General features: G+C 29.5%; 18 protein-coding genes and 1 riboswitch. All 18 genes read left to right on the top strand.

Annotation, left to right across the window (positions count from 1 at the left end):
- The first annotated feature begins 87 nt into the window (after nt 1–87).
- Nucleotides 88–1,812, top strand: coding sequence for a ferredoxin hydrogenase (locus CM240_RS02350; protein WP_044036123.1), 1,725 nt, complete (start codon nt 88–90; stop codon nt 1,810–1,812).
- 57 nt (nt 1,813–1,869) lie between these two features.
- On the top strand, nt 1,870–2,928 hold the full coding sequence (gene hisC, locus CM240_RS02355; RefSeq protein ID WP_044036124.1) for a histidinol-phosphate transaminase: 1,059 nt from the start codon (nt 1,870–1,872) through the stop codon (nt 2,926–2,928).
- 377 nt (nt 2,929–3,305) lie between these two features.
- A complete protein-coding gene (locus CM240_RS02360; RefSeq protein ID WP_044036126.1) occupies nt 3,306–5,660 on the top strand; it encodes an HAD-IC family P-type ATPase in 2,355 nt (784 codons plus the stop codon).
- Between the two features lie 98 nt (nt 5,661–5,758).
- The gene (locus CM240_RS02365) at nt 5,759–7,324 is read left to right on the top strand and encodes a DEAD/DEAH box helicase (RefSeq protein ID WP_044036128.1); all 1,566 of its coding nucleotides are present in this window, start codon (nt 5,759–5,761) and stop codon (nt 7,322–7,324) included.
- A 371-nt stretch (nt 7,325–7,695) separates the two neighbouring features.
- Nucleotides 7,696–8,703, top strand: a complete 1,008-nt coding sequence (locus CM240_RS02370) for a SurA N-terminal domain-containing protein (RefSeq protein ID WP_044036130.1) — start codon at nt 7,696–7,698, stop codon at nt 8,701–8,703.
- Nucleotides 8,704–8,879: 176 nt separating this feature from the next.
- Nucleotides 8,880–9,076: riboswitch (cobalamin riboswitch) on the top strand.
- A gap of 165 nt (nt 9,077–9,241) precedes the next feature.
- Complete coding sequence (locus CM240_RS02375; RefSeq protein WP_044036133.1) at nt 9,242–10,069, top strand: sirohydrochlorin cobaltochelatase; 828 nt, start codon at nt 9,242–9,244, stop codon at nt 10,067–10,069.
- Nucleotides 10,069–11,358: a cobyrinic acid a,c-diamide synthase CobB gene (locus tag CM240_RS02380; RefSeq protein ID WP_044036134.1), complete on the top strand. Its 1,290-nt coding sequence runs from the start codon at nt 10,069–10,071 to the stop codon at nt 11,356–11,358. The genes CM240_RS02375 and CM240_RS02380 overlap by 1 nt, the downstream gene beginning before the upstream one ends.
- 1 nt (nt 11,359) lies before the next feature.
- A complete protein-coding gene (locus CM240_RS02385; RefSeq protein WP_044036135.1) occupies nt 11,360–11,983 on the top strand; it encodes a precorrin-8X methylmutase in 624 nt (207 codons plus the stop codon).
- A gap of 9 nt (nt 11,984–11,992) precedes the next feature.
- Nucleotides 11,993–13,084 (top strand): cobalt-precorrin-5B (C(1))-methyltransferase CbiD, encoded by a 1,092-nt coding sequence (gene cbiD / locus CM240_RS02390; RefSeq protein WP_044036137.1) that lies wholly within the window; start codon nt 11,993–11,995, stop codon nt 13,082–13,084.
- Nucleotides 13,081–13,680, top strand: a complete 600-nt coding sequence (cbiE, locus tag CM240_RS02395; RefSeq protein ID WP_044036139.1) for a precorrin-6y C5,15-methyltransferase (decarboxylating) subunit CbiE — start codon at nt 13,081–13,083, stop codon at nt 13,678–13,680. The genes cbiD and cbiE overlap by 4 nt, the downstream gene beginning before the upstream one ends.
- A 10-nt stretch (nt 13,681–13,690) precedes the next feature.
- Nucleotides 13,691–14,269, top strand: a complete 579-nt coding sequence (cbiT, locus tag CM240_RS02400; RefSeq protein WP_044036141.1) for a precorrin-6Y C5,15-methyltransferase (decarboxylating) subunit CbiT — start codon at nt 13,691–13,693, stop codon at nt 14,267–14,269.
- 2 nt (nt 14,270–14,271) lie between these two features.
- Nucleotides 14,272–14,937 (top strand): cobalt-factor II C(20)-methyltransferase, encoded by a 666-nt coding sequence (locus tag CM240_RS02405; protein WP_044036142.1) that lies wholly within the window; start codon nt 14,272–14,274, stop codon nt 14,935–14,937.
- A 6-nt stretch (nt 14,938–14,943) separates the two neighbouring features.
- The gene (gene cobM, locus CM240_RS02410) at nt 14,944–15,693 is read left to right on the top strand and encodes a precorrin-4 C(11)-methyltransferase (protein ID WP_044036143.1); all 750 of its coding nucleotides are present in this window, start codon (nt 14,944–14,946) and stop codon (nt 15,691–15,693) included.
- Entirely contained in the window at nt 15,690–16,658 is a 969-nt protein-coding gene (gene cbiG / locus CM240_RS02415) for a cobalt-precorrin 5A hydrolase (RefSeq protein ID WP_044036145.1), read from the top strand. Before cobM ends, cbiG begins: the two co-directional genes overlap by 4 nt.
- 13 nt (nt 16,659–16,671) lie before the next feature.
- Nucleotides 16,672–17,388, top strand: a complete 717-nt coding sequence (gene cobJ, locus CM240_RS02420; RefSeq protein WP_044036147.1) for a precorrin-3B C(17)-methyltransferase — start codon at nt 16,672–16,674, stop codon at nt 17,386–17,388.
- Nucleotides 17,385–18,146, top strand: a complete 762-nt coding sequence (locus CM240_RS02425; RefSeq protein ID WP_044036149.1) for a cobalt-precorrin-6A reductase — start codon at nt 17,385–17,387, stop codon at nt 18,144–18,146. Before cobJ ends, CM240_RS02425 begins: the two co-directional genes overlap by 4 nt.
- Nucleotides 18,147–18,374: 228 nt before the next feature.
- Nucleotides 18,375–18,881 (top strand): helix-turn-helix domain-containing protein, encoded by a 507-nt coding sequence (locus CM240_RS02430; protein ID WP_044036150.1) that lies wholly within the window; start codon nt 18,375–18,377, stop codon nt 18,879–18,881.
- A gap of 450 nt (nt 18,882–19,331) precedes the next feature.
- Nucleotides 19,332–21,413 (top strand): hypothetical protein, encoded by a 2,082-nt coding sequence (locus CM240_RS02435; RefSeq protein ID WP_044036151.1) that lies wholly within the window; start codon nt 19,332–19,334, stop codon nt 21,411–21,413.
- The last annotated feature ends 1 nt before the right edge of the window (nt 21,414 follow it).

The raw sequence follows: 21,414 nt of genomic DNA on the forward strand, positions 1-21,414 counted from the left end.
TAAAAAAGTGAAATTTGTGATATAATTAACAATATAATTTAATATTAATATTTAATGGGAATCTATATTATTAAACGGGGGAAAAACATGGGTGTAATTACTATTAACGGGAAAGAAATTCAGTTCAGTGGTGAACCTACGATATTAGAAGTTGCTACTGAAAATCATATTGATATTTCTACATTATGTTTTTTAGAGGAATGTAGTGATATTGGAACTTGTGGAGTATGCGTTGTAGAAATACAGGGAAAAGATCAATTGTTTAAAGCATGTGTTGCAAAAGCGGAAGATGGTATGATAGTTGAAACAAAAACACCGAAGGTTGAAGAAGAAATAAAGTCTAGACTTTCAGCAATATTAGATAAACATAATTTTAAATGTGGTCCTTGTAAAAGAAAAGAAAATTGTGAATTATTAAAGCTTATTATAAAGCATAGAGCAAGAGCATCTAAACCTTTTATTGTTAAAGATCCACAAGAATATATTGATGATAGAAGTAAATCTATAGTTATAGATAGAAGTAAATGCGTTATGTGTGGAAGATGTGTGGAAGCTTGTAAAAATAAAACTAATACAGAATCGATAAAGTTTCAAACTAAAGACAATAAAGATATTATAGCACCAGAAAAATTCAAATGTTTTGATGATACGAAATGTTTATTGTGTGGACAATGTGTCATTGCATGTCCTGTAGATGCATTATATGAAAAATCACATTTAGATAGAGTGAAAGAAGCTTTAGAAGATCCTAAGAAACATGTAATTGTTGCTATGGCACCTTCTATAAGAACCTCTATGGGTGAAATGTTTAAAATGGGCTATGGTGTAGATGTTACAGGGAAATTATATACAGCATTAAGGATTCTAGGATTTGATAAGGTATTTGATATAAATTTTGGAGCAGATTTGACAATAGTTGAAGAAGCAACGGAGTTAGTAGATAGAATAAAGAATAATGGAAAATTTCCAATGTTTACATCTTGTTGTTCTTCATGGGTAAGACTTGTAGAAAACTACTATCCAGAATTACTAGATAATCTATCTAGTACTAAGTCTCCACAACAGATATTTGGTACAGCTAGTAAAACATATTATCCTAAAATAGAGGGGTTAGATCCCAAAGATGTATTTACAGTTACTATAATGCCTTGTACTGCTAAAAAATATGAAGCAGATAGAGAAGGTATGGAGAACTATGGAATAAGAAATATAGATGCGGTGTTAACAACAAGAGAATTAGCTAAAATGATTAAAGATAGCAAAATTGATTTTAAAAACTTAGAAGATGGTAAAGTTGATGAGGCAATGGGATTATACACAGGTGCTGGTGCTATCTTTGGAGTTACTGGTGGAGTAATGGAGGCTACCCTTAGAACGGCGAAAGACTTACTTGAAGGAAAAAGTTTACCAGATGTAGACTATGAAGATGTTAGAGGTTTCAAAGGAATAAAAGAAGCTACAGTAGAAATGGCAGGAAAAGAATATAATGTAGCTGTTATTAATGGTGCGGCTAATCTGTTTGAATTTATTAATAGTGGGAAGATAAATGAAAAACAATATCATTTTATTGAAGTAATGGCATGTCCTGGAGGGTGTATAGATGGAGGAGGACAACCACATGTACCATCAATGGATAGATTTAATTTTTTAATAAAAGATTTGAGATCATCAGTACTATATACTCAAGATAGGGAATTACCGAGAAGAAAAGCTCATAAAAATGCAGCAATTTTAAAAATGTATGAGAGCTATATGGGAAAGCCTGGAGAAGGATTAGCTCATGATATATTACATTTTAAGTATAAGAAATAAGATAATGGCTTATATGTTATAATTGTAGTAGTTATTAAATTTTTGGGGGGCTATATTATGAGTAAATATTGGAATAGTACAGTTAAACAACTTCAGCCATATGTACCAGGTGAACAACCAAAAGATATGAAATATATAAAGTTAAATACTAATGAAAGTCCATATCCACCATCACCACGGGTATTAGAAGCTATATCTGAAGGAAACAATGGAACACTAAGACTTTATCCAGACCCTAATACGGATAATCTTAGAAATGTAGTAGCAGAATATTATGATATAGATAAAGATGAGGTTTTTGTGGGAAATGGATCAGATGAAGTGTTAGCATTCTCTTTTATGACATTTTTTTCACCAGAAAAAAAAGTTTTATTTCCAGATATAACATATAGTTTTTATAAAGTTTATGCAAAATTATTAAATTTGGATACAGAAATTATTCCATTAGATGAAGAATTCAATATTCCTATAGAAAAACTTTGCAAAAATAGTGGAGGTGTTGTATTAGCAAATCCTAATGCACCTACTAGCAAAGAAGTATCAATAGATGATATAAAAAGAATATTAGAATCAAATAGGGATAATGTTGTTATAGTTGATGAAGCTTATATTGATTTTGGAGGAGCTTCTGTAGTTAATTTAATAAAAGATTATGACAATTTATTGGTAGTACAAACTTTGTCTAAATCTAGAGCATTAGCAGGGTTAAGAGTAGGATTTGCTTTGGGTTCAAAAGAGTTAATTGAAGGGTTAAATAGATTAAAGAATTCTATCAATTCATATACTATTGATAGAATAGCTATAGTAGGTGCCATAGCTGCTTTTGAAGATGAAGCTTATTTTAAGGAATTAACTTCAAAGATAATAAACACTAGAGAAGAAACAATAGTAAAGTTAAGAGATATCGGATTTAAAGTTATGGATTCTAAAGCTAATTTTGTATTTGTGAGCCATAAAAAAATGAAAGCAGAAGAGATATTTAAAGAATTAAGAAAAAAAGGTATATTAGTAAGATATTTTAATGAACCTAGAATTAATAATTTCTTAAGAATTACTATAGGTACAGATGAAGAAATGAAAACTTTAATAGAAGAATTAAAGAATATTTTAAATTAAGAAAAAAGGGTTGTTGTAACGATTATAATTCGTGAGCAATAACCCTTTTTTGAATTCATAATTCATGATTATTAATTTTTTCAAAAAAAAGAAAAACTACACCGGGGAGATGTGGTGCAGTTTTTCGGGGAATATGTCAATTTAAAACTACAATTCAAATTTATGCTATATATTAATATTACAGCATATCATTAAATTTGTAAATAGATTAATGTAAAAAACTTTCTCTTTTTTACTTTATATTCAAAAAAATACAAATAAAACAACATAAAATGCAAAAATATGTAAATAACCTTAAAGTTTAATTAAGTTAGTAGATAAATAGTTAATATATGTAATAAATTTTGTTATACTAACTATATGAGGAAGGTGGGAGTATGAGAAAATTAAGGATACAAAGCGCAGCGGATATTTCAGGTTTAAATGATGAAGAAGTTCAAGAACGAATAGATAGAGGACAAGTGAATATTTTACCAAAGACGCCATCTAGAACTATATCTCAAATAATTAAAGCAAATGTATTTAATGTATTTAACGGATTGAATTTTATTTTAGCAGTTATAGTATGCATTGCTGGTTCACCTAAAAATGCTCTTTTTTCAATGGTTATTTTCACTAATACTATAATAGGAATATTTCAAGAAGTAAGATCAAAAATAACATTAGAGAAATTATCAGTGTTAAGTAGTATAGGCGCTACTGTAATGAGAAATGGATATAAAGTAAAAGTAAATATAGAAGAAATAGTTAAGGATGATGTTGTATTATTAGAAAATGGAGATCAGATTGTAGCTGATGGAATTGTTATTGGAGAAGATACTTTTGAAGTTGATGAATCACTATTAACAGGAGAGTCAGATCCGATAGTAAAGAAAAGAGGGGATAAAATTTTATCAGGTAGCTTTGTAGTAGCAGGAAAAGGGTATTTTAAAGTTACTAATGTAGGTTCAGATACTTATGTTGCTAAGCTTGCTAATGAGGCAAAGAAATTTAAAACTATAAATTCTGAAATGCAAGATGCTATAAATAAAATAATTCGAACAATTATATGGTTAATACTACCTGTAGGTATACTTTTAATGAGTACACAAATAATATTTAGTGGGAAGAAGTGGAATGAAGCTGCTATTGCTGCTGTTGCAGGGATTATAGGTATGGTTCCGGAAGGGTTAGTATTATTAACAAGTGTAACTTTTATGGTAGGTGTAATAACTTTGTCAAAATACAAAACTGTTGTTCAAGAATTACCTGCCACAGAAGTTTTAGCTAGGGTTAATGTATTATGTTTAGATAAAACTGGAACGCTTACAGAAGGAATTCTAGAAGTGGCTGAAATTAAGTTACTATCTAATTTTAACATAGATGAAGTTATGGCAACGTTAGCTCATGCTTTTCCAAGTAAAAATCCTACCCAGGTAGCACTTATGAATAAATATCATAACAAAGGTAATGTTGAGGTAAAAAAGATAGTGCCATTTTCATCATCAAGAAAATGGAGCGGAGCTAGTTTGAAAGGAATGGGATCTTGGATTATAGGAGCTCCTGAGATGATATTAAAAGAGAAATATCATTATATTAGAGAGAAGGTAGAGTCAGAGGCTAAAAAAGGAAGAAGAGTATTATTGTTAGCACATTTTCCAGAAGAAAATATAACAGAAAAATTACCTAATAATGTTGGAGCAGTAGCTTTAATAATGTTAGAAGATATTATAAGAGCAGAAGCACCAAGTACTTTGAAATATTTTGAACATCAAGGTGTTGAAATAAAGATAATTTCTGGAGATAACCCAATTACAGTATCTGCTGTAGCTAAAAGAGCTGGTGTAAAAAAATCAGAAAAATACATAGATGCAAGAGCGTTACCTGATGATATAGAGGAATTATCAGAGCTTGTTAAGGAATATAGTGTTTTTGGTAGAGTAACACCACATCAAAAAAAGAATTTAGTGAAAGCACTTCAGTATAATAATAATACCGTGGCTATGACTGGAGATGGTGTCAACGATGTTTTAGCCTTAAAGGAAGCTGATTGTGGAATAGCTATGGCTTCTGGAAGTGATGCTACAAGGGCAGTGGCTCAACTAGTACTTCTTGACTCGAACTTTAGTGCTTTACCTAAAGTAGTTGAAGAAGGAAGAAAGATGATTAATAATCTAGAGAGAGTTTCTAATTTATATTTATCAAAAACTTTCTTTTCTCTTATTATGTCTATAGTATTTTGTATTATAGTATTGCCATACCCTTTTGAGCCAATACAGTTAACACTAATAGGTTCAATTACCATAGGAATTCCTTCGTTTTTCTTGGCGATATCACCAAATAAAGAGGTGGTAAAAAAGGGATTTTTAAGGAGAATATTAAATATATCATTACCAAATGCATTAGTATTTGCATTATTTACTATTGGTGCATATTTATTTTCTATGATGAGCGGATTAGGAGTAATGGATAGTAGAACTGTTGCAGTAATGATTGCTGGTGGAATAGGTTTAATAATATTAATAGATGTATCAAGACCGTTTAATGGATTTAAAGCACTATTATTTTTATCTATGCTTACCGCATTTATAGCAGCATTTATATTACCAATAACACAAAAAATATTTAACTTAAAAATGGTACCATTTATTTTCATAGTTATTTCAGTGGCAATAATAATTTTAGCGGCGGTTGTCATGCCCGTATTCCAAGTTATATTTTCTAAGTTACTTGATCGATTATATAAAAAATAAAGTTTTACTAGCAAATATTAAAGAAATGTATTATTATAGAGGGTAGCGTGTAGAAAATAAAATTATTATATATATTAATTGAAAGACGAGGAAATTTAATGGAAAACATAAAATTTAAAGAATTAGGATTGAACGAGAATGTTTTAAAGTCTATAGATGAAATGGGCTTTGAAGAACCTTCTAAAATCCAAGAAAAAGTTATTCCTGTTTTGTTAGAAGGTCATGATGTTATCGGTCAGGCACAAACAGGAACTGGAAAGACATTAGCATTTGGAGCACCGGTTATTAGTAATATACCTAAGGGTAATCATATAAAATGTCTTGTATTAGCTCCGACTAGAGAATTAGCAATACAAGTAAATGATGAGTTAGCTAGAATAGCAAAACATTCAAAAACTAGAATATTACCAGTGTATGGTGGGCAACCGATAGATAGACAAATAAAGGCTGTTAAAAGAGGCGTTGACATAATCGTAGGTACTCCAGGAAGAGTTTTAGATTTAATTAACAAAAAGGTAATAGATCTTTCAAAATTAAACTTTTTAATTCTTGATGAAGCTGATGAAATGTTAAATATGGGATTCATTGATGATATTGAATCAATATTAAAAGGAGCAAATAAGGAAAGACAAACGTTATTATTCTCCGCAACAATGCCAGCTGAAATTAAAAAGTTAGCTAAAAGATATATGAAACCAGAATCTCAACATATATCAATTGTAAAAAATACTATTACTGGTTCAACAGTAAGTCAATTCTACTTTGAAGTTAAAAATAAAGATAGATTTGAAACATTATGTAGAGTTATAGATGTAGATGAACCAACTGCTGCAATTATATTCTGTAAGACTAAAAGAGGCGTTGATGAGTTAGTAGAATCAATGCAAAGTAGAGGTTATAGTGTCGAAGGAATGCACGGGGATATGACACAAAACCATAGAATGAATACTCTTAGAAAATTTAAAGAAGGAAGTTTAGAGTTCTTAATTGCTACAGATGTTGCCGCAAGAGGTATTGATGTAGAAAATGTATCACATGTTATAAATTATGATTTACCACAAGATACTGAAAGTTATGTTCATAGAATTGGTAGAACTGGAAGAGCTAACAGAGAAGGTATTGCATATACTTTAGTTACAGCTAGAGAATATATGACTTTAAAACAAATAGAAAGAACTACTAAAGGTAAAATTAAAAGAAAAGAAATACCAACAATTGATGATATATTTTATGCTAAATATAAAAACATATGTGAGAGAGTTCAAGAGACTTTAAATGGAGAAGATTATAAAAAGTTTGTTCCAATGGTTACTGAGTTAGATGAAGAATATAATCTTATAGAAGTTTCAGCGGCATTAATGAGTATGATATATAGTAAAGAAGTTTCTTTTGATTATACTAAGAACTCAATAGGCTCATCTAAATCAAAACAAGTAAGATTATTCTTATCAGTAGGAAAAATAGATAGAGTAAATCCAAAGACAATTTTAAGTTTATTGAATCAAGCTAATGTGTATAAAGAAGATGTCGGAGAAATAGATTTATTTGATAAGTTTAGCTTTGTAGATGTTTCAGAAAGAGTCTTAACATCTATAATGGATAAGTGTAATGGTAAGAGAGTTAATGGACGTAGAGTTAGAATAGAAGTGGCTAAAGGTAGATAATCTATCATTATATTAAGTAATAAGAATGGGGATGTCACAATAACGATTAAATTTCGTCAGTGAGATTCCCTTTCTGATTTTTACTGTTAAACATAAGTTTATATAGTATATTATGCTACAGTAGTATTTCTATTGTATAGTTATAGATCTATGATATAATTATAAAATGATGAAAAAGTTTTCATGAACATTGGAATATAATATATTGACATGAAAATGACATAAAAGTTCGGTATAATCTACAAAGAAATATACTGATTTTGTTCATGCAAAAATTAAATGTTTTATAGGGATAAATAATACTATATATACTATGAAGTATTGTGAGAAGCAGTTTATCATATAAAACAAAGAAGGTGGAGGAAATAAAATTGAAGAAAATAAGAAATACAGTTATTGCTATTGGTCTTATATTTGCAACTATGGGATTAACATCATGTGCTGTGCTAGAAAAGACTGATAAAGCTAAAGGAAAACAAATAGTTGCAAAGGTTGGAGATACTGTAATAAAGAGATCTCAAGTAGAGAGTGAATTAAAAGATTATGAAGCAACTCTAATAGAAAACTATGGAGAAGATTTTCTTAAGGATGATACAGCAAAATCATACTATGAATCTGCAAAACAAAGTAAATTAGATGAATTAGTTTATAATGAATTGGTACAGATGTATATAAAAGATAATAATATCGAAGTTAACGATGAGGATAAAGAAAAATATGTTGACGAACAAATGGAATATTATAAGAGTGCTTTAGGGGCTACTGATGATGATTTTGAAGAAAAGGCAAAGGCTCAATTTAATCTTACTTTAGATGAAATGAAAGAGGTATTAGGGGAAATGTATTATTCTAAAGTTGCTGGAGAACACTTATTAGAAGTAAGTTCTAATGAATCAGCAATGGAAAAGTATAAAGAAGACAATAAAGAAGATTATGATGCTATGGAAAACCAAAAAGCTGTTCTTTATATTGTAAATTCAGACAAAGAAAAAATTGAAGCTGCTAAGAAAGAATTAGATGCAGGAAAATCAATTGATGAGATAGCTGCAACATACTCAACAGATTCAGGAGCAAGTAATGGTGGGTTCTTTGGATTTATGGATACAGATTCAGAAGACATGTCTAGTATAGATGCTAACTTCGTTGAAGCAGTAAAGAATTTAAATGTTGGTGAAAAATCAGATATAGTAGAGTCTACTAAAGATGATGATGGAAATTTAAAGTTTGGGTATTTCTTAATTCAAATTGTTGATAGAGAAACTGGACTTAAATATCAATTAAAACAAGATATACTTACTAATGGTGTAGAAGCTAAATTAAAATCAATATATAAAGATAAATTAGAAACAGATAAATATAAAGATAATTTAAATAATTAGTAGTTTTTATAGTGTAATAATACGTTATAAAAGAGACTATAATATATGGGTATTGCATGATATTTTATAAATAAATGTTGTGCAATACCTATTATTTTATAGAATTAATAGCAGGTGATTTATGATGATTGTTAATATGTTGTGAATTATAATGATATAGTGTATAATTACCTTAATTAAATAGGACAATTTTGGGTTTTTGAATATAATCTTAATTATTCAAAATTAAAAGGGAAAGTGGTGAAAGTCCACTACAGCCCCCGCTACTGTAAAAGCAGACAAATCTTCATTTATCCACTGACTACTTTTGTTGGGAAGGAGAAGAGGCGGTTGATGCTTAAGTCAGGAGACCTGCCTAAAGTTATGCTTACTTCGGTGGGAAGGCAAAAGCAAAATTCAGTAAAAGTGGAGACCTAAGTAGATTATACTTTAGGTTTTATTATTGATAAAAAATGAGCTGTCGCACGAAGGCGTGTGACAGCTTTTTTTAGTACTTGTGCTCTGTGCCTTCTAAGCTGTGTTCTAGAAAGGAGTTTTTATGAAAAAAGCAATTTTAGTTATAAGTTTTGGAACTAGTTACATAGAGGCTCTAAAAAGCTCAATTGAAAGGGCTGAGGAGTCTATAAGAAATTATTTTATTAATTATGAGGTGAGAAGGGCTTTTACTGCACATAGGATTATAAAAAAGCTTAATGATAAATATGGTATGGATATAGATGCTCCCGAGGATGCTTTAGAGAAATTATATAATGAAGGTTACGAAGAGGTGATAATGCAACCATTGCATATAATACCGGGAGAGGAATTTCAGTATATAAATAAGGTTAGGCTTCAATATGAGGGAAAGTTTAATTCTTTAAAGTTAGGAAGACCTATATTTTATTATCAAGGGGTAGAAGGTATACCTAATGATTATTCTTTATTTATTGATGCTGTTAAAAATATCTTTCTAGATGAGGAAGCTGTTGTTATGGTAGGGCATGGTACTGCAAATCCTAGTAATGCTGTTTATGGATGTCTTCAATCAGTGTTAGAAGATGAGGGATATAACAATATTTTTGTAGGTACTGTAGAAGGATATCCAACAATAGAAACTGTTATTAAAAGAGTAAAAAGTAAAAATATTAACTCCGTTAAGTTAATACCACTTATGTTGGTAGCAGGAGATCATACTTTAAATGATATATCCTCTGATGATGAAGGATCATGGAAATCAATGCTAGAGAAGGCCGGGATAGAAGTTAAAACATATCCTCATGGTCTTGGAGAGTTAGATAGTTTCAATAAATTATATATCACTAGAATAGAGGATATTATAGAAGGAAGATATATTTCTATTGGTGAAACAAAGAAAGGGCATAGATAATGAAAAGTGTAATGATTTCTTCAAATAGAAGTGGTGGAGGAAAGACTACTGTAACATTAGGATTAATGAAGGCATTAAAAAATAGAGGATATAAGGTTCAGGGGTATAAAACTGGGCCAGATTATATAGATACTGCATTTCATAGTGAGGTTACAGGGGTACCATCAAGAAATTTAGATTTATATCTTATGGGAGAAGATGGTGTAAAAGCAGCATTTTCTAGAGGTGAAGGTGATTTAGCAGTAATTGAAGGTGCTATGGGATTATATGATGGTAAAGGATTAGATGAGGAATATTCAAGTTATAGTATATCAAAGGCATTAGGTGATATACCTATAGTTCTAGTATTAACGGCTGAAGGTCAAAGTGTAACTTTATGTGCAGAAATAGAAGGACTTAAGAATTTTAGAAATGCCAATGTTGTTGGAGTGATATTAAATAATATATCAGAGGGATATTATAATTTATTAAAGCCAGCAATAGAAATAAACTGCGGTATAAAAGTTTTTGGATATTTACCTAGAGAAGAAAAAATAGAATTATCTAATAGACATTTAGGTTTAGTACAGAGTATTGAGGTAGATAATCTTTTTGACAAGATTGATATAATTGCTGATATGATGGAAAAATATATCGATTTAGATGAAATACTGAAAATCTTTAAAGAAGTAAATCAATACGAAGATTTATTTCATATGAAGGATAAAAAAATTAAAATTGCCGTTGCTTATGATAAGGCTTTTAGATTTTATTATAAAGAAAATTTAGAATTATTAGAGGAGATAGGAAAAGTTATTTATTTTAGCCCATTAAGGGATGAGAAATTGCCAAGTAATATAGATTTTCTTTATTTAGGTGGAGGTTATCCAGAGGTATTTAAGGAAGAGTTAAATAAGAATTTTTCTATGAGAAATTCAATAAGAGAAGCATTAGAGGACGGGCTTAGATGTTACGGAGAATGTGGTGGGCTTATGTACCTTACAGAAGCTATTGATGATGTTCCTATGGTTGGTTTCCTTAATGGTAAAAGCGAAATGACTAATAGATTAAATAGATTCGGTTATGCTACGGTGAATTATGATGGTATAAGTATAAATTGTCATGAATTCCATAAATCAAAGGTAGAATCAAATGAAGAGACTGTGTATAATGTGGAAAAGTTTAAATATAATGGGGATAAAATTTCTTGGAATTGTGGATATATGAAAAAAAATACATTAGCTGGTTATCCACATGTACATTTTTTTGGCAACATTGATTTCTTAAAATACATAATAAAGGGGAAATAATATGAGGTATATAAAGAATCCTATGGAAATTGAAAAAACTAGCTTTGAGATTATTGGTAGGGAAATGGGAGAGCATAATTTTACAGAGGCACAATTGCAAATAGTAAAAAGAGTTATCCACACTACTGCAGATTTTCAGTATAAGGATTTATTAGAAATTAGTGAAGGTGCCATAGAAGCTGGAAAGGAAGCGTTAAGAAATTCACCATTAATTTATACAGATACAAATATGATACTTTCCGGCATTAATAAAAGGGCATTAGGTACTTTAAAAGGTAATGCTATTTGTTATGTAAACTTGGAAGAGGTACATAAAGAAGCAAAAGAAAAATCAATAACTCGTTCTATGGCGGCGGTGGAGAAGGCTTGTGATGAAAATGTTGATATTTTTGTTTTTGGTAATGCTCCTACCGCTCTCTTTAAGCTTAGAGAGTTAATAAAAGAAGGAAAAGCAAAACCAAAGCTTATTATTGCTGTACCAGTTGGTTTTGTAGGAGCAAGTGAGAGTAAGGAAGGATTAGAGGAATTAAATATACCTTATATAACTGTTAGAGGAAGAAAAGGGGGAAGTACTGTAGCTGCATCTATAGTAAATGCACTAATGTACATGATAGTTGAAAGGTAGGAATAAGATATGCTAGACCTTTATGTAGAAAGTGGTGGAAAAAAATTAAGATGTGGATATACTACAGGTTCTTGTGCTACAGCAGCAGCTAAGGCAGCTACATATATGCTAATAAATAATGTAACTATTAGTAATATAGAAATTGATACACCTAAAGGGATTAATCTTAATTTGGAGCTTAATAATATAGAATTTGGTGAAGATTATGTAAAGGCTTCAGTAATTAAGGATTCTGGAGATGATAGTGATGTTACTGATGGTATAGAAGTGTGGGCTAAGGCAGAAAAAATTAATAAAGGATTTATTCTAACTGGCGGCAGGGGAGTAGGTATGGTAACTAAAGATGGGCTATTTGTTCCTAAAGGAGAATATGCTATTAATCCTGTACCTAGAGCAGAAATAGAAAAAGCAGTACAGTCAGTTATTACTAATGATAGTGGTATTAAAATAACTATTGAAATCCCAGAGGGAGTAGAGATTGCAAAAAGAACTTTTAATCCTAGATTAGGTATAGAAGGGGGAATTTCAGTTTTAGGGACAACGGGAATTGTATATCCAATGTCAGAAGATGCTCTGAAGGAGTCCATAAAAATAGAAATTAATCAGAAGTCTCTAGGACAAGAATTTTTAGTATTAGCTTTTGGAAATATTGGTGAAAAATGTGCCATAGAACAAGGGTATAGCATTGATGATATTGCTATAATATCTAATTTCGTTGGCTTTGCTTTAGAATGTTGTGTATCTGCAAAGTTAAAAAAGGTGTTATTAGTAGGTCATATAGGAAAGATTAGCAAAATAGCTTACGGTTGTTTTAATACTCATAGTAGAGTAGCTGATGTACGGCTTGAAGTAATAGCATTAGAATTAGCGTTACTAGGTTATGATAGAGAGTTTGTTAAAAAAGTTATAGAGCAAAAAACTAGTGAAGGTGCTGTTAAGTTTTTAGGCGATGGATATTATGAACTATATAAAAATATTGGTGATAAGGTAAAGGATCGCATGGAGTTATATATATATGGAGAATTACAATGTGATGTAATAATGTATAGCGGTTATTCAGATTATAAAATTTTATATGATTCTAGAGGTAAGGAAAAATGATTTATATAGTAGGGTTAGGACCAGGAAGTAAAGAATATATATTGCCTAAGGCAATAGAGATTTTAAATGGTAGTGATAAGATAATAGGGTTTTCTAGGGCTATAGATTCCTTGGAATTCATAAAAAATGAAAAAGTTAAGGTAAAGTCTTTAAGTGAGATAATAGAGCTTTTAAATGAAAATGAAACAATATCTATAATAGCTTCTGGAGATCCAACTTTTTATGGTATTACAGAATATGTGCAAAATAAATACAATGGAAAAATAGAAGTTATTCCAGGAATAAGTTCATTTCAATATCTTACTTGTAAGCTAGGTAAATGTTGGAGTGGCAGTTATTTAGGTAGTGTTCATGGAAGAGAAGATAAATTTATAGAAAAAGTTTTAGATCACAAAATTTCAATATGGCTTACTGATAGTAAAAATACTCCTTTAAAATTATCACAAGCTCTTTTTTTTAACAACATAAAATGTAAGGTTTATGTGGGAGAAAATTTATCTTATAAAGATGAAAAAATAGTGGAGGGTACTCCAGAAGAAATAATTAAAAATAATTTTGGGAATTTATCAATATTAATAGTTGAAAGGGAAATATAGGGGTGTATATATGGCAATAATTAAAGATAAAGATTTTATTAGAGGAAAGTGTCCTATGACAAAGGAAGACATAAGAGTATTAACTATTGCAAAAATGGATATTCAAGAAGATTCTAAAATAATTGATATCGGATCTGGTACGGGAACAATAACAGTTCAGTCTGCAATAGAAGCTTCAAAGGGAATGGTATACTCTATAGAAAGAGATGAAGATGCTTATGATACAACTATAAAAAATATAGATAAATTTAATTGTACCAATGTGGAAATTACAAAAGGCGAAGCAATAGAAGTTTTAGATAGTTATATAGAAAAAGGGATTAAGGTTGATTCTATATTTATTGGTGGTAGTGGTGGAAGTATTGAAAAAATTATTGATAGATGTGATGCCTTATTAAAGGAAGATGGAGCATTAGTTATGAATTTTATAACTTTAGATAATTGTTATAAAGCAATGGAATATGTTAAAAGATATAGTTATTTAACTAATATATCTTTAGTTAATATAAGCAACAATAGAGAAGGAACTTATATGATGATATCAAATAATCCAATTTTTATAGTTAAGTGTAGTAAAGGGGAGGTTTAATAGTGGCAATTTTATATGGTATTGGTGTCGGACCTGGAGATCCAGAATTAGTTACGATAAAGGCAGCAAGAAGAATTGCAGATTCACAAGTGGTAGTAGCACCTAGTGCAGAAGAAGGTGGAGAAAGTATAGCTTTAGAAACCGCTAGGGAATATATAAAAGAAGGTACAGAAGTAGTTATAAAACATTTTCCTATGGGAAAAGAAAATAGAGTATCTAAGATAAAGGAAGCATATGATTTTATTGAAGAAAAGCTTAGAGAAGGAAAAAATGTTTCATTTTTAACTATAGGTGATCCTTATATTTATAGTACATATATTCATCTTTTAAAGCATATGGAGGAGAGAGGTTTTGAGGTAGAAACTATAGCGGGAATACCGTCTTTCTGTGCCGCAGCAAGTATTGTTGATAGAACACTGGTAGTAGGGAACAATCCATTGTTAATATTGCCAGCAGCAAGGGTACAAGATATTAAAGATGAAAAGTACGTTGTTATTATGAAAGTATATAAACAAGAGGAATTAGTAGTGAATACTTTAGAGGAAAAGGGTTTTGACTATGTTTATATCAGCAGAGCTGGTAGAGAAGGTCAAGTTATTTTAGATAAAAAAGAAGATATAATACAGGCTAGAGATTATATGTCATTAATATTAGCAAGTAGGGAGTAGAGAAATATGGTTTATTTTATAGGGGCAGGACCAGGAGATGTAGATTTAATAACGGTAAAAGGTAGAGATATTTTGGAAAAAGCTGATGTTGTTATATATGCTGGTTCATTAGTTTCTAAGGAACATCTTAATTTTTGTAAAGATAATGTTTTAAAATATAATTCAGCAAAAATGACTTTAGAAGAAGTTATAAATGTTATAGAAGAAAATAAGGGAAAAATAGTGGTAAGACTTCATACAGGAGATCCATCAATATATGGTGCAATAAAGGAACAAATGGACGAGTTAGATAAATTAGAAATAAATTATGAGGTGGTGCCAGGGGTAAGTTCATTTACTGCAGCAGCAGCAGCGATAAATAAAGAGTTTACACTACCATCGGTAACACAAACTGTTATATTAACAAGGGTAGAAGGAAGAACTCCTGTACCAGAAGGTGAAGATTTAGAAAGATTAGCTTCTATTGGTGCTTCTATGGCAATATTTTTATCAATATCAATGATAGACAAAGTAGTAGCAAAGCTTAAGTCAGGATATAAAAGAAATGTTCCTATAGCAGTAGTAGAAAGAGCTACTTGGGAAGATGAAAGAACTATTATAGGCACATTAGATGATATAGCTGATAAGGTTAAGGAAGCAGGAATTACAAAATGTGCACAAATATTAGTTGGTGATTTTATTGATACTGCCTATGAAAAAAGTCTTTTATATGACAAGACTTTTACCCATATGTTTAGAAAGGGTATTAAAGAATGATTGCTATAATAAGTGTTACTGAAAAAGGAAATTCTATAGGAAGGCAAATTCAAAGTTCCATAGGTGGAGATTTATTTGAAAGTTTTGATGTAAAAGAAAGGACATTAAAAGAAATAACTAAGGAAGCCTTTGATAAATATAAAGGTATAGTTTTTATTTCTTCTACAGGTATTGCTGTAAGGTCTATAGCGAAATTTTTAAAGGGAAAAGATAAGGACCCAGCGGTTGTTGTTGTAGATGTATGTAGTAAATTTTCTATAAGCTTAGTATCAGGGCACTTAGGTGGAGCTAATGAACTTACTTTAGAAATCTCTAAGATCCTTAGTAATATTGCAGTAATAACTACTGCTACAGATAACTTGGATATAATGGCTCCTGATGTAATTGCTAAAAATAATAATCTTATTATTGATAGTTTAAGGAACTGTAAGGACTTGGCTAGTAGCATTGTTAATGGTAAGAAAGTGTTTTTCTTAGATGAAAGAAGGTTAATACCTTGTCCAAAAGGTTATGAAATTACAGATACATTACAGGAAAATACTTTATGGATTACAGATAAAGATAAAGAAATTCCTGCTGTAACGAAGCTTATAAGAAAAGATTTAGTGTTAGGGATTGGTTGTAGAAGAGGTACAAAAAAAGAAAAAATATATAACCTTATAGAAGAAGTTATGCAGAAAAATAATTTATCACTAAAGGCGATAAAAAATATATCATCTATAGATGTAAAAAGTAATGAAGAAGGTTTATTAGAATTAGCTAAAGATTTACAAGTACCACTAAGTTTTTTTTCTAGAGATGAGATAAAGGTAGTAGAAGATAAATATATAGGTAGTGAATTTGTTAAGAACACAGTTGGTGTGAAAGCTGTCTGTGAACCAGTTATAGAACTATCTTCAGCAGAAATTATTATAAATAAGATAAAAAGAGATGGAATAACTTTAGCTATTGGAAGAGTTATATAAAGGAGAAAGATTAATGGGGAAATTATATGTTATAGGTATTGGACCGGGAGGATTAGATCACATTACAGTAAAGGCAATGAGAGCCATTGAAGAAAGTAACATTATTGTCGGTTATACAAAATATATATCGATGATAAAGCCTCTAATAGAGAATAAAGAAGTATTTTCTACTGGAATGAGAGGTGAAGAAGAAAGATGTAGAGAAGCATTAAGACTTTCAAGAAATAATATAGTAGCATTAGTCAGCACTGGAGATTCTGGTATATATGGTATGGCTGGATTAATATTAGAAATGAAAAGTGATGAAAATGTTGAGATAATACCGGGAATTACGGCATCTAGTGCAGCAGGTTCAGTAGTTGGGGCACCACTTATGCATGATAATTGTAATATAAGTCTTAGTGATCTGATGACACCATATGAAGATATTAAAAAGAGAATTAAATTAGCTGCTGAAGGTGATTTTGTAATATCATTATACAATCCAAGAAGTAAGGGGAGACCACATTATCTTAGAGAAGCTATAGATATTATTAAAAAATATAGAAGTGATAATGTACCGGTGGCTATAGTTAGACATGCTTTAAGAGATGGAGAAGAATCAATACTTTGCACATTAGGCACTATTGATTGTGAAGTTGTAGATATGTTTTCTATTGTTATAATAGGAAATTCTAAAAGTTATATTAAAGAGGATAAATTTATAACACCAAGGGGATATAAGATATGATAGGTTTTATACTTGGCACTTCAGAAGGTAAAAAAATTTTATCTTTGATAAATCAGTATACTGATGATGTAGTAGTATCTACAGCTACTAGCTATGGCGGTGAGTTATTAAAGGAGTATAAAACTAAGTATATAAATATAAAACCATTAGATGAAAATGGCTTTAAAGATCTAATAAACGATTTTAATATTACGGTATTAGTAGATGGATCACATCCTTATGCTAAGGAAGTTAGTAATACTGCAATAAAAGTATGTAAAGCTATGAATATTGGCTATATAAGATATGAAAGAAAAAGTTATTTCTCTGATATAGAAGAAGGAATTATAAAAATTGATAAATATGAAGAGTTAGAAGAAGTATTAAAAAATATAGATGGCAATATATTAAATACTACTGGTAGCAATAATATTTCATTAATTAGTAATCTAAATATTAGTAATAGAATAATTCATAGAATAATGCCATATCCAGAAATAATAAGAAAGTTATTAGATATAGGGGTAAATATGGAGGATATAATAGCAATAAAAGGCCCCTTTGGATATGAATTAAATGAAGGAATTATAAAAGAATATAATATAAAAGCAATAATAACCAAGGATAGCGGTATTGAGGGTGGGACAAAGGAAAAAGTAGAGGCTGCTTTAAGCAATAATGCAAAAGTTATAGTTGTAAGTAGACCTAAAGTTAATTATGGCCAAACCTTTGATGATGTAGAAGAAATGATAAGATATATAAAAGAAACTTATTTCTAAAATAAAAAATTCTAGTGGAATAGGAAAGTAAAATAGTAAACAATTTTATTATTATGCGAGTTATTTGTTTATTAAACTACTTGATAAATAGGAAGTTGTATGGCTAACTAAGCTGAAATATTAACTTGACAATGTATGTCTAGTGCGAAAATACGGCATTTCTCACTTTGTGTCGTGTTAATTGTGGCAATCCTAAACTATCATATTGTTAAAAGGAGGAGCAATGAAGTGGATCAGAAAAAAATAGGAAGTTTCTTCAAAGAACTTCGAAAAGAGAAAGGGCTCACCCAAGAGCAATTAGCAGAATATTTTAATGTTTCTGGGAGAACAATTTCACGATGGGAAACAGGTAATAATATGCCAGATTTAGATATTCTTATAGAAATGGCAGATTATTACGAAGTAGATCTTAGAGAATTACTTGATGGAGAAAGGAAAAGTGAGAAAATGAACAAAGATTTAGAAGAAACTGTATTGAAGGTTGCTGATTATAGTAATGATGAGAAGATGAAACTGATGAAAAAACTACATATTTTTTCTTGGACTGGCGTAGTGAGTTTTATCATTTTCATGATTCTGGAAGAAACGGGCTTGGCTGATAGTAGAATTAGTGAAAGTGTTGCAGCTTTCTGTGCAGGTATATCTTTTGGAATGCTTATAGTAGCTGTAATCTATACGAGTCAACATATTTCTAAAATTAGATTGTTTAAGAAAAGAATCTTTCAACGTAGATAAATTGCAGTTTGTTTGATTACCGAAATATCTTTTAAGAATTTTGACATTGATTTAGGCAAACAATTTTTAAAATATTACGATTTATAAATAAAGTGGACAAGTTAATTTGTCCACTTTTATACGTTTAATCATCAACACTGATTTAAAACAGATTCTAATTTTTAAATAATTAAAAGATATTAAACATAATGATGTAATTAATATTATTGAAATGTAAAATTTCTATGGTGATTTTATCTACAATTGTGCACTAAATTAATATCTTAAGAAACTCTTAAGAACTTTATAACTTTTATCGTAAGATTTATTCAGTATTATATAAATATAGATAAATGAAGAAGGGGGATTTTTATGGAGGTTATTATTAAAAAACAATATTATAGTATAATAGGATTAGTATTTATAATAAGCATGATTTTATTTTATATAGTGGAGTTAGGGTGATAACATATGAAAAGTTTTATTAGAGTTTTAATGGCTTTATGGAGTATTATATTAGTTTTTACTATAGGACTATCTATAAATTATATTGATACTCTTAATGTTAATGGAGTAGGTGTAAATGGTGATATTACTGTACTTACATCTTATAATGATGGTGCTAGTGTAGCAGATAATGCTATAACAAGTTATATTGAGGAAAAAAATTCTTTTGAGAATATTGATAAAGAAGTTTATAACTTAATAGATACAAATACTATAGATTTTTATATTTCTTTTATAGATGGAGAAGGAAAAAGAAATGAAATTTCATCAATAAAAAATACAGGTAACTCTAGTTATGAAAAATTATTAAAGTCACTTATAAATGATAGTACTATTTCATATCTAAATGGAACTATAATACGTGAAAAAGAAGAACCGGAAAATTGGAATGAGATAAGAGATGAATATGGATATTATGGTATGGATTATGATCAATATTATTATGAAAATTTAAATGAAATGTACACTGAAGAAACTAAGGAACCTTTAAAAATAGTGAAGGTTTTAAGAGGAGAAGAACAATCTATTGATCAAAATAAAAATAGTATGACTCATCATATAGAAGAAGGGGTAAAAGGTAAAGGAGTAGTATATACTTGGACAAAACCAGAAGTAGTAAAGGAGCATATGTATAAGGTCTCTAGTTCTTATAATGAATTTAGTAAGGTTATAACAGTAATTTTAGTAAGTTCATTCATATTGCTATTTACTGGAGCTATGATAATAAGATATTTAATAAGGGCTAAAAAAATTGAATTTAAAGAAATTACTAATATAAAGTTAATTTTAGAAATAAAAATAGCAATTGTAGTTTCATTAATAGCTATGCTGAATAACTATATACAAAATAATAGAGGTTTAGCATACTCTATTCTATCTTCAATATGTAATAAAAAAGGATTAAATATTGACATTAATAGTTATAGCTATGTTTCAGGTATTGTGAAGATATTAGCGCAAGGCTCACTAATAGCTGTTATCATTGTATTTGTTTGGTGGGGAGCAAATATGATTTTATCTAAGGAATTTAGGAAAAAGGAGATAGAAAAATCATTATACTTAAATTTAAAGGAAGAAGCTAAATTAAAAGGATACTATTTATTAGTAGCAGCAGGAATAGTTTGCTTTTGGATAATATTCAATTCTGTTACTAATTATGGGAATGATGTTTTAGCTGCTGTTACATATGTTGTTATATGTTTTGCTGTGATAATTCCAATAATATCAAAGTTAATAGACGGGCTTATTTATATTAATCAGTGTACTAGTAGAGATAATAAGAGGATAGATGAAGAAACCGATGAAATAGGGCTTGTTCCTATTGATATAATAATAAAAAATATAAATAAAATAAAAGAAAGTATAAAAGAAAAAGTTACTTCAACAAGCAGCAATAAGAACTTTAAAGAACAAGTAGTTGAAAACATGGCAGAACAGTTAATAGATCCAGTAGAAAAAATGGTTGTATATGCTGAAAATATTTCTGAAAATAAAGATAGGATGGAAAATCTTAATAAATTATGGATAGAATCTAATGATCTTAAAGAATCCGTAGATAGATTGTTCGAGATATCAAAGGCTAATACAAATACACTGAAGTTAAATTTAGCAGATGTTAATGTATCTAATCTTTTAGATCAAGCTATTGGTGAGTATGAAGATGAAATAGATAAAAATCAATTAAAGTTGATAAGAAACAATAAAGAGACTTTTTATAGCAGATTAGATGGAGAAAAGTTTTTTAAAGCATTAGATAACATAATGAATGTTATAGTTAAGGAATCTTTTAAAAATACTAGAATTTATATAGACACTATATTAGGTGAGAATAGTGGAATATTAGAAATTAAGTATATTTCTAGAGAAGAAGTTATTTTGGAAGATAAGATAAATATTTTAGAAGCCATTAGTGATGATGGAAGTAATCAACTATTATTATCAAAAGCTTTGATAGATGCTCAAGGAGGAAATGTTGATATATTGGTTGATGGAGATTTGGTAAAGATTACAATAATGCTGAAAGTTTTAAGTAAAGGAGGAGAATAAT

It is taken from the genome of Clostridium bornimense, from assembly GCF_000577895.1.
GTDB classification, from domain to species: Bacteria; Bacillota; Clostridia; order Clostridiales; family Clostridiaceae; genus Clostridium_AN; species Clostridium_AN bornimense.